Genomic DNA, 19488 nt, shown 5'->3' on the forward strand with positions numbered 1-19488 from the left:
TTTCTTCCTTCGCGTTGCCCGGCCATAGCCGGCTACCGCCTGCGGCCCGCCCACAGACACCATGCTTGGCTGAAATGACCTCGCCTGATCCAGGCGGCGCGCCCTAGAAAAGGACTTTTACGCCCATGCCCTCTCCTGCCCTCCCTGAAGACCTGACGGCCCAGGTGGTGAGCCAGCAATTTGCTGGCCTCGCAGCCCTGGAAACAATCATCCGCCCTCTGCTCCTGGGTGCCATCAATGAACGCTACCCCTCATTGGCGATCGACCTGTCCCTTACCCGACTGGCCATTCCACAGCCCTCCGGTGGCTGGAAACTCCAACCCTTGATAGACGTCGTCTACCAGTACCTGGGCAGCAATGGCCCACTGGACTTCAGTGACGTCAATGACACCGCCTATTACCTGTCCGACGCTCCGCCCAAGCCCCTGAAGCTGCCGGGTACCACTACAGAAAAGCTGGACATGAAGGTCATCGAAGACGTGATCCGGGAATTGCCCGCCACCCTGCCGATTGCCCTGCAGGACGTGTTGATCCGCTTCTGGAATGAGGACGCGGACAACGGTGTCAGCCGCTGGCGCTGGCTCAGCGATATGCTCAGGAGCACCTTGCAGGCCGCCGCTCTCGGCCAGCCGACGCTGGATGAGACAGCCCGCCAAACCCTCGACCAGCTCACCACCACCCCAGACCGCGCCCAACGCATGGCACGCTACGGTGAGCATGCCGTGATGGCCTACGGTATCGAGACCACACTTCATAACAAGGGCCGCAGTGCTCGCCTGCTTCCCGAGCACCTGCTGCTGACCCGCGTCATCAACGGCCAAGCGCCGGTGTTGTTGTGTACACCCAGTGGCCGGGTTGAACACTTTACGTCCCTGGATGACTTCACCACCGCCTGGGAACAGCGCATCAGCGCGCAGTATCAAGCCCAGACAATCACCTGCAATCGCTACGAACCCGAAGGCTCGATCTTCGACCACCAGGCAGCGATCATCCTCAACCAGCAACTGGAAAACCTTGCCGACCTGAACCTGCCACTGGATCAAAGCCCGGCGACACTGCAAGCGTTGTACCGCGAATTCACCGACCCAGGGCGATACTTTATCGATGCCCCGCCAGACCGCCTGCCGCACCTCAGGACCGTGCGGGCGCTCATGCCCGACCCATTGCGCGATGCGCTCCCCGCCGATCGTTCCCGTTACCGGCAATACAGCCTGGCCCTGGCCAGCGCAAAGCAGCGGGCGCAAGGACGCACCTTCCTCAGTGACATTGACGACATCCACACCTACACGGTCCGCGCCCTGCAGCAAGCGTTGCAGCGCGAGGCCGCCAGGGCCGCAGCCCCCGCGCCCCAGGCTGCATTGCACCCCGATGATGTGATGTTGACGTTCGTGGTGGCCGCCGGTTACCCCGGCGGCGCCGGTATCGTCGAACACGTGAACATGAGCCTCACCGAACTGGCCATCAATAACCTGTCCGCCCGTCCCAGCGGCCAACTGTCGATTGCCCATCGCCACGGCACCCCACTGCCGGACTGGTTGACGGCGGAGTACCTCACGGGCAGTGATGGCTTGATCGAACAAGTCGACATCGGCAAACACTACCCCCTGCAGCTTAAACAAGCCCTGCTGAGCGACACACCTGACGCACAGCGACGCGAAGTCCTGTTTACCGATCAACAGCGAGTGCAGTTGCCGTTGCTGGCCTTGGAACTGAGCCTCCAGGGCGCGGCCGGCGTGACGCCCCAAGGCGTCAACATGGTCGACGCGTTGATGCAGCCCGAGAGTGCAGACCAGCACGTCAACAACCATCCCGTGGCGATTCGTCACCTGGCATTCTCGCGTGCCCCAGGCGCCCCAGCGGATACGGTCAGCGCCATGTACCTCATTGAGTACCAGAATCTTGAGAGTGGCCCGCACCTCCTGTATCGACCGCTGTATGCCGAACCGCTGCGCGAGTTCGCCAACCGTGCTGCGCTGTTCGAGGCCATCGCCGAGCCCGGAGCGTTACAAACCAGCGTGCTGACCTGGCTGCCCGACAACGTGCGGCCGATCTACGACCAGGGCGGCTTTCGCCAACCCCATTACGTGCGCTTTGGCCAAGGCGACGAATTCGCGCCACTGCACACGCCGCCGCCGGCGACCCTCGCCGGCAATGGCCTCAACGATGAACTGCAACAATGCCTCGTGACCGGGCAATTGATGCGCTACCTGTTCAGCGACCACGCCCGGGCCCTGGTGGATCAGGCCGAACGCGCGTCGGTGTCCAACAACGAAAGCCGCTGGCAAGTGTTGATGGAAGGCGCAAGCTTGCTGTTCGGCAGCCTGCTGTTGCCGGTACTGCGTGGCCCGGCGATGCTTACCGGATGGTTACTGACCCTGTTCGCCAGCGTTACCCGGGATATCCAGGCCCTCAGCAGCCAGCCCCCCCTCGACCGCGAACAGGGCGCCATCGACTTGTTGCTCAACGTCGCGATGGCGTTGCTGGACTTCCCATCGGTGCAGACACGACCACCACCGTTGGCCCCGGCCATCCGGCAACGGGCTTTGCACGCACCCGTACCTCGCCGTGATGCCTCGCGCTGGCCGCCCCTGCCTTCCCCGCAGCGGCGCCAAGGCACCGTGGCCCTGGCCGGAAAACTGCCGCGCGACAACCGTACGGCCCTGGATTTCAGTTTCGCCCAGGCAAGCCAGCGCCTCACACCAAGCCAGCGTATGCGCCTTGCGGCATTTAAAGTCGCCACGCCACCCACCTTGCCCCAGCCCGTGTTGAACGGCCCACGCAGAGGCTTGTACCTGATCGAAAACCACTGGCACGCCCAGGTTGAGGGGGACCTGTTCCGGGTCGTTCTGGACGACGATGGCAGCGTGGTGATCGTCGACCATGCCGACAGCAAGCGGCGCGGCCCCTACCTGCGTACCAACGCACAGGGTGTCTGGTCCGTCGATACCCGGTTGCGGCTACACGGGGGCATGCCGCCAAAACGGATTGCCGCCGAACGCCAGCGCAAGGCACTGCGTATCAGTGAGTTGCAAGGTGAGTATGAGCAGATGCTGGCAAACCAACAGGAACGGCAACGCACAGTGGACGCGGCCCAGGCCGCGATGGAAAACGCCGAACAGAATGCCCGATTCAGCGAGGTGCAGCGGGCCAACGCGCGCAAGCACTTCGACGACGCCCTCAGAACCCAGACCCGCGATTACCTGAAGATCCTCAACAGCGCCCAGGAACGCAACGATCTGAACATTCCACTGCCGCTCAAGAGCACCCTGGCGCTTTTGGAGAACACCATCAATAACGCCCGCAAACATGTGGTGGTCGCAGAAACAGACAGGCAAGCACTCTACCGCGCCCATCCTTCGTTCACCCGTGATAGCGCCGCCCTGTACCGGGCGGTGCTCAGCGAACCGATGGTTTATCGGCAGTTCCTCCATCAAATGCTGGACATCAATGAACGCAGTATGCGCGGGCTTGAGTCCGAGGATCGTCATCTGGAGCAGTTATTCAATCTCGGCTCCTCCGGTGCCGACGCGTTCAAACGCTTGACTCCGGACCGACCGAACGAGAACAGCGCCCTGGCCATCAAGGATCTGCAAATCCGCTGCCTGAAACTGCTGGTCGTCAAAGACATCCAGCATCCGCTTTTCATTGCGTTTGACACCATTGTCGAGCCGCTGCAACAGCATTTGCGCACCCACAGTGAACTCAACAGGCTGGAACTGTCGGCCAGTGATCGCCTGAGTGTGCTGGAGAGCCTGGTAGAGCATTATGGTCGCGCCCTGGATTCGTTGCAGGGCTTGGGCATCGTTGACGCCGGCGTGCTGGACCCGACCTACAACAGCAAACTGTTCACCTTGCTCGATGAGCTCTACCAGGACGTCACGCGACGCTTGGCCAGCGAAGTCAAACCTCCTGCCCAAACCAGCCGCCGGCCACCCCGGCGCCCTGCCGCGGTCACGGGAAGACCCGCAAAAAAGGTCATTCGGACCCGAAAAAAGGCCACGCTTATCGGCGAGGTAAAACCCGTTGGTAACGTGGAAATCGTCGAGGTGCGAGACGAAGCCAACGACCAACTGCTGGGAATGTACTCGCAGGACGGTGACGACTGGGTCGAGTTCGTCGAAGCAACGCCTGCCCAGCCGCCCGCTGCCCCGCGCGAGTTCGGCCTGGTCAAAGGCAATGCGCGCAAGCTGCTGGCGATGGTTGAAGAGCACCTGCGTCGGGGCGACGACTACACGAAAATCTGCAAGCATCCGCAAGAGGTCGAGGAGATCCTGCAGTACGAAGCGGTCCGCTACGACAAGCTGGCCACCGAGCTGGACCGGCTGATTCAGGCCCAGGCCGAAAGCGCCCGCACCGTCGCGGACCAGACGCTGGTGGCCGACCTGCGTGAAGCCGGACGACGCCTGAGCGCTCGCGGCAAGGCCCTGCGTATTCAATTGAGCCTGGAACTGCCGCCGACTCACGGCAACCTTGAATACCTGATCGGCGAAAAACAGGTCAGCGTGTCCAGGTGGAATGTACGGTTTCAGTTAAAAGGCGAGCGTCGGGACTTCATCCAGGAATACGCGGTGAATGACCAGCAAGGCAAACCGCTGTGGTTCGCGCACTTTCACTACCCGGCCGCCAATACACCCAAGGCCGGCTACACCGCCGCCCACTTGAAAACCGCTGCGCAACGAACGCAGAGCTACTACTCGTTACTGGCCCAGGCTCAGAGCCCGCAGACGGTGGTGGATGTACACCGTGGGCTGATCGGCAAGGCGTTGGCCGAGCGCTGGTTTTTGTCGCTCGAACCCTGAGGCCAGAACATCCCACTAACAGCACGCGCGCATAAGCACTGGCGTGTCTGGTCGTTACTACGCGCGCGGGGTTGATCAGCCTCGCGCGCGTTGCCGTAAAGCCTTCCGATCATATCGGGCTACCACATCGGGCGTGCGGTTGATCTTACTTTACGAAGGCATTCACTTATCCACGTAAAGGAAGATGTCCATGCCTGTCATCCCGCCAAGTCCGGCCGAAAACCTGCTGAAAAAAGTCGTAGCCGCGCAATTTTCCACGCGGCCCTCACTGCGCTCAGTCGTCGCTCAAATGCTGGCCAGCACCCTGGAAGAAAAATATCCGCCGCTGTTATCCATTCCCCTCTCAGGTCTTTGCCTGGCGCTACCCCGCGAAGGTGGCGGCCGAGGCCTGCGTCCGCTACTGGACGTGGCGCTCCAACATCTTGCCGACGGCAGTTTTCCCGATCTGTCGTTTCGCTACGGACTGGACGCTTACGTGAGCGACAAAACCGGTACCCGGCTCACCTTCCAAGCCAATGGCGAGCGCAGCTATGACCGGCATGTCTTTGAAGACGCGATACGCGAGCTGCCCCTGATTCTGTTTGTCGGCGCGCAAGAGGCGCTGGCCACCTACTGGGAGCAGAACAGCGATGCTGGCGGCAGCCGCTGGCAATGGTTGGCAAGTGTGCTGCGAGGCCGGCTGAGCACCTCGGCCGTGCGCCAATCCGCTGATGATGCCCAGCAACTGCAAATACTCAGCACCCTGGCCGACTGTCCCAGCCGAGAAGCCAGGTCCGAACGGTTGTGGCCCGATAACGCGATTCACGCGTACACCCTGGAAACCCAGCTGGTGCGCGGGAACACCACGCTGACACTGCAGGCCAGCGATATCCTGGTGGTCAGTGGCAGCCGCGTGTTCTGGTGTGCCTTGTCAGGCCAGATCCTGTCCTATGCCAGCCTGGATGCTTTCGGTGAAGCCTGGGGTAAGCACATGCAAGCGCAATGGATCGCCGATACGATCACCTGGCGTCAGTACGAACCCGACGGCGATATTTTCGAGGTGCAAGCCGCCCTCATCTTGAATCAACAACTGGACGCGCTGGCTCGCATACACCTGCCCGCCGACAGCACCGTCCATAGGCTGGAGACGCAGTTTGACGCCCTGACTGATCCGGCCGAGCTGTTCAGCCACGCGCCGCGTATGCCCGGCCAAACACTGCTGCCGATCCAGGCCGCCCTTCCTGACTGGCTACGCGACGCCTCGCCTGCCGACCGCTTTGCCTTTCATCAACGCCTGCTCGAACAAGCCAACCTCAAACGCCTGACACACGGCAAAGGCTACCTCGACGGGCTGGACGATATCCGCACCTACGCCACCCGGCACCTGAACCATCAACTGTGCCTGGATCGAAATACCGCCCTGCATGGCGAGCGCACCTGCACGGACATTGCCCACTCGCCTTACACGGCCGACACCCTGCACCTGACCTTCCATGTGCCCGTGGGCACGCTGCAAAGTGGCTATATCGAGAACGTCCCGATGAGCCTGGTCGACCTGGCCCTGAAGAACCTCAGCGGTACACCCGCCGGGCGCATGACAGTGCAGCACACGGCAGGGCTGCCAATCGAACCCTGGCTGACCCCGCAATACCTGCTCCAACTGGTGCAGCGCGTTGATGTCGGCCGCAATTACCCGGCTTACATCCAACAGGGCCTGCTCAGTGATGAAGCAGAGGCGCAACAACGCAAGCGCCTGTTCTGCCAGCAACGCCCCATCGACCTGAAAAGCCTGGCCCTGGAGCACAAGATAAAGGGTGAAGCCGGGCTGACGCCGGGCGGTTTGCGCTATGTCAACGCAGTGCTTGGCACCCACAGTTCGGAGCGTTGGGCGGGTGCAGATGAAATCGTGATGCGCGTGCTGGCGTTTCAGCGCAAGCCCGGCGCCAGGGCGGATACGGTACAGAACATGTTCATCATCGAGCCGCGCAACGGGCAGCCGGGACCGCGTCTGCTGTATCGCCCCGCGTACCGCGAGTCGCTGCTGGAGTTCGTCGACCGGGAGAGCCTGCTGGCGGCCATCATCGAACCTGGCGCGGTCCAGGACAGCGTACTGGCCTGGTTGAAAGATGACGCCCGGTCTATCTACAGCAACGGTGGGTTCAAGGAGCCCCATTACGTGCGTGTCAGCGGGATCGGTTCAGAGTTCGATCCCTTGCCCAGGATTCCACCTCCCGCCACCCTTGCCCTGCCTGGAGATGAAAGCAACGATCGGATTCTGCAAGCGCTCAATGGCAACCAACTGATGGAGTACCTGTTTGAGTGCGAAGCGCGTCAGTTGCTGGACCAGGCCGACCGCGATTCAACCTCCAACGCTGAAAGCCGTTGGGCGTTGATCCTCGAAGGCATGCAACTGGGCTTCAATACGCTGTTGATGCTGGTACGCGGACCGTTGGCGGCCGTGGGCTGGTTCATGCAACTGGCACAAAGCCTCAAGCAAGACGTGCCGGCACTGGAGAGCGACGACCCGACTGCCAGGGAACTTGCCTGGGTCGACCTGCTGCTCAATACCAGCATGGTGTTGATCCACTTCGGCTTGCCCATCCAGGCGGCAAAAAAGCCCGCCGCCGTCGCTGAACCGGCTCCACCGGCCCTTGAACAATGGCCATTGAGCCGCCCATCCACTCAAGCGCCCCCGGCCTCTGCCGTGGTTAAGCGGGGCATCGTCGGCTTGCCCTCCGAGCCCCCCGGTGGTGGCCGCACGCTGTTGGACATTGACCGCTCACTGGCCGGCGACAGTGCTTCGGCGCGCCTGCTGAAAAAACTGTTGGGGTTCAATATTCCCTGGCCTGAACCGGCCCCGGAACCCATCGCGCTCGGCCCTCTACGCGGGCTGTTCAAGTTCGACAAACGCTGGCATGCGTCGGTGGGTGGCCTGCTGTTTCGCGTCAGCATCGTCCCGGGCTTTAACGAGGTGTTCATTATTGACCCCGATAAACCCGACCACCCTGGGATAAAGCTGCGAACCGATGGTTCCGGTCACTGGAGCCTAGACCGCGGGCTGAAACTGACCGGCGGTGGCCCCAAGCGCGTGGCGGCTTTACGTGAAGCCAATCGGCTCCAAAGGGAGCAACTGCTGGGCCGCATTCAAGAGCTCAGTGTGGAGCTCACCCACTCGATGCCCGCGTACAGGGCATTGCTCGATGGGATGAAAAGCGAGCGCAAAACCCTGCTTCAACACATCAGCACGTTGCAACTGGTGTGGAACCTTCTGGATAAAGCCACCGACACGCAAAAACCGGCCCTTGAAGCTCGACACGAGCAAGAGATATCAAGCTATTCAAAGGTACGCACGCGCTATGAAATTGCTCTGGAAAAGGTGGAACAACAGTACGCACTGTTACTACCCAAGCGTATTGAACTGTTCAAGGCGGGACAGGATCTGGAAAAGTACTCAGGCGCTCGTGGCCACGTGCAGGACCGCGCAGCGACCCTGAAAACACTGTGGGAGGAGCAACTGCGCCTGCATATCCATCTGCAAAAATGGGCAGAAACCTTTCTATTCACCGATCGTGGCGAGCCCATGAGCCAAATGAGTCAACGGATGTTGCCTGAGATGCAGAGTGGGCGTCCTTGGACGTACAACGAATACGTGACCCGAGCGATTGAACTGGCAGACGTCATCCAGCGTATGGCCGCTCGCTCCCGCGAAATGGAAACCACCCTTGAGTTATTGGAACAGGACTCTGTGGCAGGGCGTGCGATACGTGAAGAGTTGCTTTCAGAAATTGGCTCACTCCAAAACTTTTTTTCAGAGAACCTGGAGCTCCACGCGCTGGGCCCGCTGTCGTGGGCAGTGGTCAAATTATCAGCAGTTGAGCCGCTGCCACTGGAGGCCCTGTACATCAAACATCTTGCCGATTCGAACCTGAGCCAAGCCTTGCTTTCGCACACAGAACTACGCAGCAGCACCGGCTACCCTCTCGATCAACAACGCATGCTATATGACACGCTCCTCGGTACATACCGCAGCTACGAGCGCGCCATTGAGGCCCTCACGTTTATCAATCCGGAACGCCTCCACCCTGTCGCCGAACGCCTCATGAATGGGCTCAGGCAGGCCCGGAGGCTGGCCGAAAACGAGCTGGAGAGCGTGGCGCGCAGCCAGGAGGCACTGGAGGTCGAAGCGTTGTCGTCAAGCTTGCGCAGGCCGAAAGCGCCGACAAAACGCATCTTCAAAACCCGTAAAAGAAACTACCTGGTCGGTGACCTGAAGCCTGCTGACAGCCAACACCCTCAGGAACGTCTCATCATCACCAACACCTTTACCGGTGAAACCGTGGCCTCGTTCGAGCCCTATGATGCTGACAGCTGGGTAGAAACCGTCCAGGAACCCTTGGCCACACCAGCGCCCGCAGCAAGTGTGCGCCCCCTGGCAACGCTCAAGAGTCAGGGCGAGAAACTGATCCGGCAACGCACAGAGATCGAACGGGTAATCACCGCACAACAACAGAAGCTGGAATCTGCCATCACCCGGCAAGACGTCAACCCCGGGGACTGGGACGAGTTACTCACCGGGCAAGCGAAAAAGCTCACGGACCTCGCCGATGAAGTCGCGCACGCTCACCGCAACCAACCTTCAGCGCAGGACCTGATCGACACCTATCGGGCACACGCCAGGGATATAGAGCGCATGGCGCAGCGGGTGTGCAGTGAGGCCTATAAACGCCAGTGGCCAAGCCTGGAAAGCCTCGAATACCTATGGCGGCAAAAACAAATCGATATCAACCTCACCAGCCGGGCAGATCCGCAGCGGCCCACCCTGGGCGGCGATTTCTTCACCGAATACGCCGTGTATGACAAAGCACAAAGGCCGCCGACGGTGCTCTGGTACGCGCACTTTCACTACGCCACCGCCGATGCACCGCCAGCCCGCTACACCCGGGCCCATCTGAAACTCGCCAGCCAGCGTAAATACACGCAAAAGGACCTGCTCAAAGAGCATGTTCAGGCACGGTTACGCAGCCAACAATCGCCTGGGGCCGAACCTATCGAGAAAATCCTGTATGTGTTGATCATGCCGCCTCAGGATCAACTGTTTTTAGCCATCGCGCCCTCAGCCACCTGATCATCAACGCCCGATAATGCTGACATCGGGCGTCTGTGCGCAGCTGACGGAATCAGTGCGCAAACAACGAATTGCCTTTCTGCCCCGCCAGTTTCTCGGGTTTGATCAGAAAACGCGCCAGTGCTGGCAGCAGCCACAGTGCACCGAACATGTTCCACAAGAGCATGAAGGTCAGCATCAAGCCCATGTCGGCCTGGAACTTGATGGCCGAGAAGATCCAGGTGCACACGCCGATCGCCAGGCACAGGCCCGTGAACAGCACGGCTTTACCGGTGGACTTGAGTGTCTGGTAATAGGCTTCCTGCAACGGCAAACCGGCACGCAGGAAGCTTTCCAGGCGGCTGTAAATGTAGATGCCGTAGTCCACGCCGATCCCCACGCCCAGAGCCACCACCGGCAAGGTCGCGACCTTGACGCCGATGCCCATGAACGCCATCAGCGCGTTGCCCAGCACCGAAGTCAGCACCAGCGGCAGCACGATGCACAGGGTCGCCGCCCACGAGCGGAAGGTGATCATGCACATGGTCGCCACGCACAGGTACACCAGGATCAGGATGGTCAGTTCCGACTCTTTGATCACCTCGTTGGTGGCTGCTTCGATCCCGGCGTTACCGGCGGCGAGGATGAATTCCAGGCCATCCTTGTTGTTGTCCTTGGCGAAGTCCTGCACCGCATGCACGGCGCGGTCGAGGGTTTCGGCCTTGTGGTCGTTGAGGAACACCAGCACCGGCGCCAGCGAGCAATTGTTGTTGTACAGGCCATCGGCGCGGGCGATGGAGTTGTTCAGCACATCGGGGTTGCGCGACAGGGTTTCCCATTTCAGGTTGCCCTCGTTCATGCCCTTGATCATCTGTTTGGACACGGTCACCAGCGAGATCGCCGACTGCACGCCCTCGGTGTTCTGCATCTTCCACATCAACTGGTCGATAGGCGCCATGGCCTCATAGCGCGAGCAGCCTTCGGCCTTGGTCTTGACCATCACCACCAGCACGTCGGAACTGGTGGAGTAGTTGCTGATGATGAAATTGTTGTCCTTGTTGTAGCGCGAGTCCGGGCGCAATTCCGGTGCACCTTGGTCCAGGTCGCCGATCTTGAGGTTCTGGCTGTACCAGAGGCCGCCACCGAAGGCCACCAACGCCAGCAACACCGAGACCGGCGCGACTTTGGCACTGGCGAATTTGGACAGCAGGCGCCAGAACGGATGTTCGCGGTTTGCGTCCTTTTTGCTCTTGGCGATGGCGCGCTTGCTGATGCCGACATAGGAAATCGCCACCGGCAGCAGGATCAGGTTGGTGAACACGATCACCGCCACGCCGATGGATGCGCCGATGGCCAGTTCGCGGATCACGCCGATGTCGATGATCAGCAACGTGATAAAGCCCACGGCGTCAGCGAGAATCGCGATCATCCCCGGCAGGAACAGTTGCCGGAAAGTCCGCCGCGCGGCGGTCAGCGCGTTGTCTGCCTCGCTGGATTGCAGGGCGATACCGTTGATCTTCTGCACGCCATGGGAAATCCCGATGGCAAAGATCAGGAACGGCACCAGCATCGAATACGGGTCCAGTCCGAAGCCGAAGAAGTGCATCAGGCCGAGTTGCCAGACCACTGCCACCAGCGTGGTGCTCAACACCGCAATGGTGCTGCGCAGGCAGTTGGTGAACCACAGCAATAGAACCAGGGTGATGACGAACGCAACGCCGAAGAACAGCACCACCATCACCAGCCCGTCGATCAGGTCGCCGACCTTCTTGGCAAAGCCGACGATGTGGATCTTGACGTTGGGGTTCTGCGCTTCGAACTTGTCGCGGATCTTGTCTTCGAGTTCATGGGAGAACTTGCGGTAATCCAGGGCCAGCAACTTGCCCTGGTCCTGCGGGTCCGGGTAGGACTCCAGCAGCGGGATGTCGACGATGCTCGACTTGAAGTCGTTGGCCACCAGGCGCCCGACCTGGCCGGACTTGAGCACGTTGTTGCGCAGTTGATCGAGGCTTTGCGCCGAGCCGTTGTAGCTTTGCGGGATCACCTCACCGCCGGCAAAGCCTTCTTCGGTGACTTCGGTCCAGCGTACGCTGGGGCTCCACAGCGACTTGAGGCCAGAACGGTCAACGCCGGAGATGTAGAACACCTCGTCGTTGATCTGCCTCAGGGTCTCCATGTACTCCTTCGTGAAGATGTCACCGTCCTTGGCCTCCACCGAGATGCGCACCGTGTTGCCCAGGTTGGCCAGGTCGTTGCGGTGTTCCATCATCTTTTCGATGAAGGGATGCTTGAGGGGGATCATCTTTTCAAAGCTGGTGGACGGGCGAATCAGGGTCGCCTGCCAGAACAGGAACACGCTTACCAACAGGCAGATGACGATCACTGCCGGGCGGTTGTTGAAGATCAGGCGCTCAAGAAAGGTCGCTTTATCGTTGTGATGACTGCTCATTCTGTCCCCGCCTTTTTATTGTTTTACGAGCTCAGCGCCAGTCGGCGTCGATACACGAACGCCACCCTGCCCGGCCAGAATCAAGTTGCCATTGCCTGCCGCCGTGACGGCCGACAACGAAATGCGGTCAGGGCGGTTGAACACGCTGAACGTCTGGCCATCGTCGTGGCTGACCACCACGCTGCCGCCGTTGCCGACCACCACGATTGAACCGTCCTCCAGCAAGGTCGCGCCCGACAAACCGAACTCCAGGGCGCCACGGGTGGCGTTCAACTCAACCTGCTCCCAGGTACTGCCGAAGTCGGTGGAACGGTAGAGATTGCCGCGCAGGCCGTACGCCAAGAGGGTTTTCGGTTGGGCGGTGCTGATCACGCCAAACAGCGAGCCCTCGTAGGGGCCTTCGAGTTTTTCCCAGGTCTGGCCGTCGTCGCTGGAGCGGAACATGCTGCCCTGCTCGCCGACGATAAACAGGCCGGCGTCCTTGATGTGGGCGATGGCGTTGAGGTGGTATTGGTCTTCGTTGTCGAGGCGGACGCTGACGTCGCTCCAGGTCTTGCCGCCGTCAATGGTTTCGATCAGCGCACCGTAGGCGCCAACGGCCAGGCCGTGGCTGGCGTCGTTGAACCACACGTCGAGCAGCGGCGCTTCGCGTTTGAGGTCCTGGTATTGCTGGGTCCAGGTGGCGCCACCGTCGGAACTGGCGAGGATTTGCGCATCATGGCCGACTGCCCAGCCTTGTTTGTCGTCGACGAAAAACACCGCCGTGAGCAATTGCCGGGTGGGGACCTTGCCTTGCGTCCAGGTGCTGCCCTGGTCATCGGAATAGAGGATGTGCCCGCGATCACCGACCGCCACCAGGCGCTTGCCGGCATGGACGACGTCGATCATCAGGCCTTTGGCGGCCTTGGGGGACTCAATCGCAAACGCAGGCGCTGCGGGGGTATCGCCGGCTGCCAGCACCGGTGTCGTCAACGCGACACCGGCCAGCAACGAGAGCGCTGTGGCCAGCAACGCAACCCTGCGTGCGGCGCGTGGGCGGCAAACAACCCAACCCATGACAGGCTCACTCATAGACCTTTCTCCCATTTATTATTGTTAGGTCTTGCCTTCCCGGGCTCTGAAACCTGCAATCTAGAGCGCCTGAAGGAAGCAGGGGCCATCCTATCGGGCTTTGGAATCGTCTGACAATCGGCGCTACGTTATCTTTTGTTAACTGGCGGCTTTTGGCCACGTGGTGAATATAGCTGCATTCGCCGGGGTGATTGTCAGCGGGCAAATTTGATCGTTCCCACCCTCCGCGTTCACTTTGCGTGGGAACGGGCCGTCAGCTCACGGGCTTACCTGTCCTGACACCGTGAGTACTCGATCAGCCAATAACTGTGCCAGTTCGATTAACTGCGCAACGCCGAGCAACTCCTCACGTTTCGAACCTTCCATGTCAAAGGCCAAATCGCAACTCAGTGCATTGGCCGAGGCGAGTGTTTCGCTGAGGTTGACCAGCAGGTCTTCGGTACTGAATCCGTCGGCTACGGTGAACAGACGGATGGGGGGATTGGGGCTTGGTTTAATCATTGTGAAGCTCCTAAAAGTGGAGCCGCCACTGATCGCCGCGACGCGATGGAAGGTGGCAGCTGTGCGCAGGTTCGCGGACCGGTCTAGGAGCAACCCGGCATACCCGAAGGTATCCCGCGCACAGCCGCCATAGCGCCGCACAGTAGACGATAAAAAAACGCTTACTGAAAGGGGAGATGGTGCTTTTGCTCCGTAGTAAACCGGGCCGCGACGCCCGACCGCTGCGTTTGCAGCGGTGTAGGGAGACTAGAGATTGAGTGTCCTAGGGACAACCTCAAAACCTTGTCGGAGGTTTCTGTTTTTACCAATACCTAACCGAACGGTCAGTTGCTTGGTTTTCCATCATTACGCAGCATCTGCCTGGCGCCTTTGCGGCGCCCCCCCCTTTGCACGACTCAACATCATGACGGGCGCGAAGACAACCGTAGGCGGCGAAGTGATCAGCGGCATGGAGCGAACCAGCTTCAACGGCCAAATGATCGCCAGGGAGGGTGACCGGGTTGCTTGCCCGGCATGCGGCACCGAAGGCTTCATTGCACTCGCTGGCCCTCATCTGCACGAAGAGTGGGGCGGCAAACAAGCTGCGCTTGAGGGTGATTTGTGTATATGCAAATGCGATCCGCCACCGGAGCTCATCGCCTGCCAGCGCTTCAAGTCTCAAGTGTTCAAAACACAACCTCAACGTGACACCTTCACTTGGACAGGGCAAAACACACCTAACCCGCCCGCTACCAACTTCTCCGCACCCGGCGCGGCGAATCGTGCCGCTGACGCGTGTGTGTTCGCCAAGTCATGCGTTTCGGTGCCGGTCGGTTCCACGGCTGTGGGAACAAGCCCTGAACACGCTAAAAACTTTGGTACCACGGCCGTCATGGCTTCGACCGGTACAACGGGCACTGTCGGCAGGGTCGCTGGAACACTTGGCAGCGACCTTGGTGCCTGGGCCGTACGCGGGCTTGCCGGAGCCAGTTCAGCACTCAATGTCGTGTTGCTGGCTTTTTGGCCACGGGATATGGGTGATTCAACGCTGTATACCCCGGAGCAGTTGGCGAATTTGCGCTTGGCCAGTACGCGAGTGCGTTTTCAGTTTCGCCAGGATGAGTCAGGTGAACTGCGTGTTTATGGCATACATACCAAGCCTGAGAGTGGCGCTGATCGTGTGCCCGTTGCGCACGCCCGGTGGAATGCGGACAACAGTGCGATGGTGGCGGTGCTCGATGGCATCAGCATCATGTGGACGCCGAACCATGGGCCGGTGGTCAGTGCGCCGAGCCCGTATCCGGGTACACCGGAACGCCTGGATAATTTATTCGTTCATCCGGTTGCAGTGGGGCAAGATTCGGTAATCAGTCACTACCCAGGTCGGGAAGCTGAGGACGTTACCTGGCAGGATACGATTATTTCGTTTCCTGCGGACTCGGGTTTGCCGCCGTTGTATTTGGTATTTGCCAAGCCGGCTGTGAAGCCGTTAGAAGTAGACGTCTATGGTGCATTCAGTGGCAGACCGCGCAACGGATTGCATGTTGACCATATGCCTTCGCAGGCAGCTATCAGACGATATCTAGAGGACGCCTCTATAGTGCTTATGGATTACGAAATCAGTGAACTGCTAATGCAAGTTGCCAGCGTTGCTATTCCTGCCCATATCCATAAAAAATACAGCGAGACGTACGGCGGGCGCAACAATAAAGTTAAGCAATTCTTGGATGCCGACAATCTTCGAGCGGCTGTAGACCGCAATTTTGATGTAATTAGACCTTATATGATTAAGGACGGCTTCACTGAAAGCAGCCTGGAAGAGGCCCGAGTCAAAATGCATAAAATTAATCAAGAACAAGGATGGTATTAATGGATGTCGTGACTATCAACCGCTTGATGGCGGGGCTTGGCTCTACTCATGCCAAACTTTTCGCTGAGGGTGCGATTACGAACACACCTTTAACACCCTCAATAGAAAGTCGTGACAATGAGTATCTGATACAGAAACCAGAGCAGGGTGTTGAGTTATGGTTTCAAACAGAAACTGAAGTGCTCGCAAAAATTCTTTTTTCTCTGATTAGCATGTTTGATGGCGCCGCCCTTTACACCGGCGAGTTACCTTCTCCGCTCACAACTAGTATGAGCCGAATCGGTGTCCGAGCAATGTTTGGGACTCCTTTCGAGTCGAAGGAGCCAATTAAAATTCTACGCTCCCGGGGATACGGTGGCAGCGATACTTATCGTATGGGCAATTTCGGCTACCCAAATATTCTTCTCGGGTTTCAATATCGTAACGACGATAGGGTCTGCAGTATGGGCTTCTCTCTGATCAATACAAGTCATGGCTAAGCCAGCGCCGGAAGAAACGTCGAAAAGAAGAAGCGCAGTTATCAACTAATAAATGAGTGCGTCCCCTTACTCACCGTTTTCAGTTTCGCCAGTGGGCATGCGTTTGAACAGCGGGACGCGGGGCGTCCCTGGCGGCGTTGCCATGCAGAGCGTCACTAGTGTCCGGGGAAAATCGAAGGAGGATTCGCGTCCTCCTTCCTGCACGGGCAGTTACGGGGAACGATCATCGCCAAAAATGAATTATTTTTTCCACGACTTGAGTTTTACGAATTTTTTTTCCATTAATAGCCCTCCTGAAAAACAATAATCCAAAGGACCACGACGATGCGTGAACTCGGAATCGGCTTGATCGGCACAGGCTTCATGGGCCGCGCCCACGCCTTGGCGTTCAACAATGCCCGGGCGGTATTCGAACTGCCAGTCACCCTGAAGCTGGCCGCCCTGGCCGATGCCGACACCGAACGCGCCCAGCGCTGTGCCACCGCCTGGGGATTTGCACAGGCCCATGGCGACTGGCAAGCGCTGATCAACGACCCCAAGGTCGATGTCGTCGCCATCACCACGCCCAACCATTTGCACTACCCCATGGCGATGGCCGCGATGGCTGCCGGCAAAGCGGTGTACTGCGAAAAACCCCTGGCGGTCAGCCTGGAACAGGCCGACGCCATGCGCCGCGCCGCGAGTGCCGCCGGGGTGGTCACGCGGGTGGGCTACAACTACCAGCACAACCCGATGATCACCCTGGCGCGGCAACTGATTGCCAGCGGCGAGTTGGGTGAACTCATCAGTTTCCAGGGCGAGTTCAGCGAAGACTTCATGGCTGATCCAGCATCGCCATGGTCCTGGCGCTGCGAAGTGGAACATGCCGGCGGCGCCCTCGCCGACTTGGGCAGCCACTTGCTGTCGATGGCGCGCTACCTGGTCGGCGATGTGCTCAGCGTGTGCGCCGACACCCAGACCGTCCACGCGCAACGCCCGGCGGTCAAAGGCAGCAACGCACTCAAACCTATCGCCGTGGATGACCAGGTACACGCCCTGCTGCGTTTCGCCAATGGCGCGCGCGGGACGGTGAGCAGCAGTTGGCTCAAGCATGGCTACAAGAACCACTTGAGTTTCGAGATCAGCGGGACCCAAGGCACCTTGGCGTTCGACCAGGAACGTTTGAATGAACTGCGCCTGTGCCGCGTCGGCCAGGACGGCTTCCAGCGTCTGCTGGCCGGCCCGGCCCTGCCCGGTTATGCAGCGTTCAGCCCGGCGGCGGGACACCAGTTGGGGTACAACGAATTGAAGACCCTGGAAGTGCAGGAGTTGGTCATGGCTGTGGCTGGCGAGGGTGCGGATGGCACTGACTTTGAAGCGGCATGGGAGGTTGAGCGGCTGGCGACGGCGATTCGTGTGGCGGCCCTCGAAGAACGCTGGGTAACAGTGAACGCACTCTAAACCACACCACCGAACCCTGTGGGAGCTGGCTTGCCTGCGATGGCGATGTGACTGATACACCGCTATCGCAGGCAAGCCAGCGCCCACACTTGGATCACCTAAATCCTCAACTCAGCGCAGGGCCCTTCGAAGCACTTTGCCCACCGTGGTCTTGGGTAATTCAGTGGTGCGAAACTCCACATACTTGGGCACCTTGTACCCCGTCAGGTACTCCCGGCAGTGGGCGAGAATCTGTTCCTGAGTCAAATCCGGATCTTTGCGCACCACGATGATCTTCACCTTCTCGCCCGTCACCCCATCCTCCACCCCAATCGCCGCGACTTCGCCCACGCCAGGGTGCATCGCGACCACGTCTTCGATTTCATTGGGATAAACGTTGAAACCCGAGACCAGGATCATGTCCTTCTTGCGGTCCACCAGGCGGATATACCCACGCGGGTCCATCACGCCGATGTCGCCGGTGGACAACCAGCCCTGCGCATCCAGCACTTCAGCAGTCGCCTCCGGGCGTTTCCAGTAGCCCTGCATCACCTGCGGGCCGCGCACCTGCAGTTCGCCCTGTTCGCCGATGTCGGCCAGCTCGCCGTCTTCACGCACGAAACGCACCCAGGTCGACGGCAACGGCACGCCGATGCTGCCGGTGAATTCCATTTCGCGCATGCGGGCAATATCGATGGGGCTGATGCTCACCACCGGCGAACATTCGGTCAGGCCATACCCCTCGATGATCGGCAGCCCGGTGACTTCCTTCCAGCGCTTGGCCACTGCGGTATGGGTGGCCATGCCGCCAGCGATCACCATGCGCAGGTCAGAAAAATCCCGCGCGCAGAATTCCTTGTTTTCCAACAAACCGTTAAACAGCGTGTTGACCCCGGCAATGCCGTTGAAGCGTTCCTTGCGCAGGATCATCTGCACCCGCTTCACGTCCCGCGGGTTGGCGATAAGGATGTTGCGCCCGCCCAGGCACATGAACATCAGGCAATTCACCGTCAGGGAAAAGATGTGGTACAGCGGCAGCAACGTGACGTTGGTTTCCTGCTTGTCCTGGTCCAGTTGATCACCGACCCACGCCTTGGCCTGCAACAGGTTGGCGATGATATTGCGGTGGCTGAGCATCACGCCCTTGGCGTCGCCCGTGGTGCCGCCGGTGTATTGCAGGAAGGCCAGGTCATCCAGGACCATGCTCACCGGGAAGTGGTTGAGCGCCCGCCCCTGTTTCAACACTTGATTGAAGCGCACCGCACCCGGCAACGTGAACGCCGGCACCTGCTTTTGCACACGGCGCAGGATGAAGTTCATCGCCGCGCCCTTGAAGGTGCCGAGCAGATCGCCGATAGCCGCGATCACCACACGCTTGACGCTGCTGCCGGCCACCACTTTCTCCAGGGTGTGGGCGAAATTCTCGAAGATCACCACGGTCTCGGCGCCGCTGTCCTTGAGCAGGTGCTTGAGCTCATGGGCGGTGTACAGCGGGTTGACGTTGACCACCACCGCACCGGCCAGGAGGGTGCCCAGCAGGCAGATCGGGTACTGCAAGCAATTGGGCATCATCAGCGCCACACGGTCCCCCGGCTGCACGCCCTGGTCCTGGAGCCAGGCGGCGAATGCAACGCCTTGGACCTTCCAGTCGGCGTACGTCATTTCGGTACCGATGCTGACGTAGGCTACACGCTCACGGAATTTTTCCAGGTGCTCCAGGAAGACTTCCCGCAGCGACGGGTAATCCTCAATGGCGGCATCGATGTCTGCCGGGACGCCGGGCAGGTAGGCGTTCAACCACACCCGTTCGGTGTGTTCCTGGCTGATAGCGTTCATGG

General features: G+C 59.9%; 9 protein-coding genes. 5 read left to right on the forward strand and 4 right to left on the reverse strand.

The genetic code is table 11. The features are described 5' to 3' along the window. The first annotated feature begins 125 nt into the window (after nt 1-125). On the forward strand, nt 126-4799 hold the full coding sequence (locus AB3G88_RS14685) for a coiled-coil domain-containing protein (protein ID WP_480450383.1): 4674 nt from the start codon (nt 126-128) through the stop codon (nt 4797-4799). Between the two features lie 190 nt (nt 4800-4989). Continuing rightward, nucleotides 4990-9903: a coiled-coil domain-containing protein gene (locus AB3G88_RS14690; protein WP_480450385.1), complete on the forward strand. Its 4914-nt coding sequence runs from the start codon at nt 4990-4992 to the stop codon at nt 9901-9903. 52 nt (nt 9904-9955) lie between these two features. On the opposite strand, the gene AB3G88_RS14695 is transcribed toward AB3G88_RS14690, so the two are convergent. The 3 genes from AB3G88_RS14695 to AB3G88_RS14705 all read right to left on the reverse strand — a co-directional run bounded on the left by AB3G88_RS14695 (nt 9956) and on the right by AB3G88_RS14705 (nt 13903). Continuing rightward, nucleotides 9956-12331, reverse strand: a complete 2376-nt coding sequence (locus tag AB3G88_RS14695; protein WP_112195637.1) for an efflux RND transporter permease subunit — start codon at nt 12329-12331, stop codon at nt 9956-9958. A 15-nt stretch (nt 12332-12346) separates the two neighbouring features. Beyond that, the gene (locus tag AB3G88_RS14700) at nt 12347-13387 is read right to left on the reverse strand and encodes a WD40/YVTN/BNR-like repeat-containing protein (RefSeq protein WP_480454444.1); all 1041 of its coding nucleotides are present in this window, start codon (nt 13385-13387) and stop codon (nt 12347-12349) included. 273 nt (nt 13388-13660) lie between these two features. After that, the gene (locus AB3G88_RS14705; RefSeq protein ID WP_250925130.1) at nt 13661-13903 is read right to left on the reverse strand and encodes a DUF6124 family protein; all 243 of its coding nucleotides are present in this window, start codon (nt 13901-13903) and stop codon (nt 13661-13663) included. Between the two features lie 403 nt (nt 13904-14306). On the opposite strand from AB3G88_RS14705, the gene AB3G88_RS14710 reads away from it, so the two are divergent. From AB3G88_RS14710 to AB3G88_RS14720, 3 genes are all read left to right on the forward strand, one after another. Next, complete coding sequence (locus AB3G88_RS14710) at nt 14307-15752, forward strand: S-type pyocin domain-containing protein (protein ID WP_480450388.1); 1446 nt, start codon at nt 14307-14309, stop codon at nt 15750-15752. Next, on the forward strand, nt 15752-16231 hold the full coding sequence (locus tag AB3G88_RS14715; protein WP_480450390.1) for a DUF6392 family protein: 480 nt from the start codon (nt 15752-15754) through the stop codon (nt 16229-16231). The genes AB3G88_RS14710 and AB3G88_RS14715 overlap by 1 nt, the downstream gene beginning before the upstream one ends. 324 nt (nt 16232-16555) lie before the next feature. Further along, nucleotides 16556-17671: a Gfo/Idh/MocA family protein gene (locus tag AB3G88_RS14720; protein WP_400526528.1), complete on the forward strand. Its 1116-nt coding sequence runs from the start codon at nt 16556-16558 to the stop codon at nt 17669-17671. A 111-nt stretch (nt 17672-17782) separates the two neighbouring features. On the opposite strand, the gene AB3G88_RS14725 is transcribed toward AB3G88_RS14720, so the two are convergent. Next, nucleotides 17783-19486: an AMP-binding protein gene (locus AB3G88_RS14725; protein ID WP_400526526.1), complete on the reverse strand. Its 1704-nt coding sequence runs from the start codon at nt 19484-19486 to the stop codon at nt 17783-17785. Between the last annotated feature and the right edge of the window lie 2 nt (nt 19487-19488).

It is taken from the genome of Pseudomonas arvensis (assembly GCF_056688935.1).

Coding starts and splice junctions, on each gene's coding strand:
- AB3G88_RS14685 (WP_480450383.1), top strand. CDS start 126: ATGCCCTCTCCTGCCCTCCCTGAAGACCTGACGGCCCAGGTGGTGAGC.
- AB3G88_RS14690 (WP_480450385.1), top strand. CDS start 4,990: ATGCCTGTCATCCCGCCAAGTCCGGCCGAAAACCTGCTGAAAAAAGTC.
- AB3G88_RS14695 (WP_112195637.1), bottom strand. CDS start 12,331: ATGAGCAGTCATCACAACGATAAAGCGACCTTTCTTGAGCGCCTGATC.
- AB3G88_RS14700 (WP_480454444.1), bottom strand. CDS start 13,387: ATGGGTTGGGTTGTTTGCCGCCCACGCGCCGCACGCAGGGTTGCGTTG.
- AB3G88_RS14705 (WP_250925130.1), bottom strand. CDS start 13,903: ATGATTAAACCAAGCCCCAATCCCCCCATCCGTCTGTTCACCGTAGCC.
- AB3G88_RS14710 (WP_480450388.1), top strand. CDS start 14,307: ATGACGGGCGCGAAGACAACCGTAGGCGGCGAAGTGATCAGCGGCATG.
- AB3G88_RS14715 (WP_480450390.1), top strand. CDS start 15,752: ATGGATGTCGTGACTATCAACCGCTTGATGGCGGGGCTTGGCTCTACT.
- AB3G88_RS14720 (WP_400526528.1), top strand. CDS start 16,556: ATGCGTGAACTCGGAATCGGCTTGATCGGCACAGGCTTCATGGGCCGC.
- AB3G88_RS14725 (WP_400526526.1), bottom strand. CDS start 19,486: ATGAACGCTATCAGCCAGGAACACACCGAACGGGTGTGGTTGAACGCC.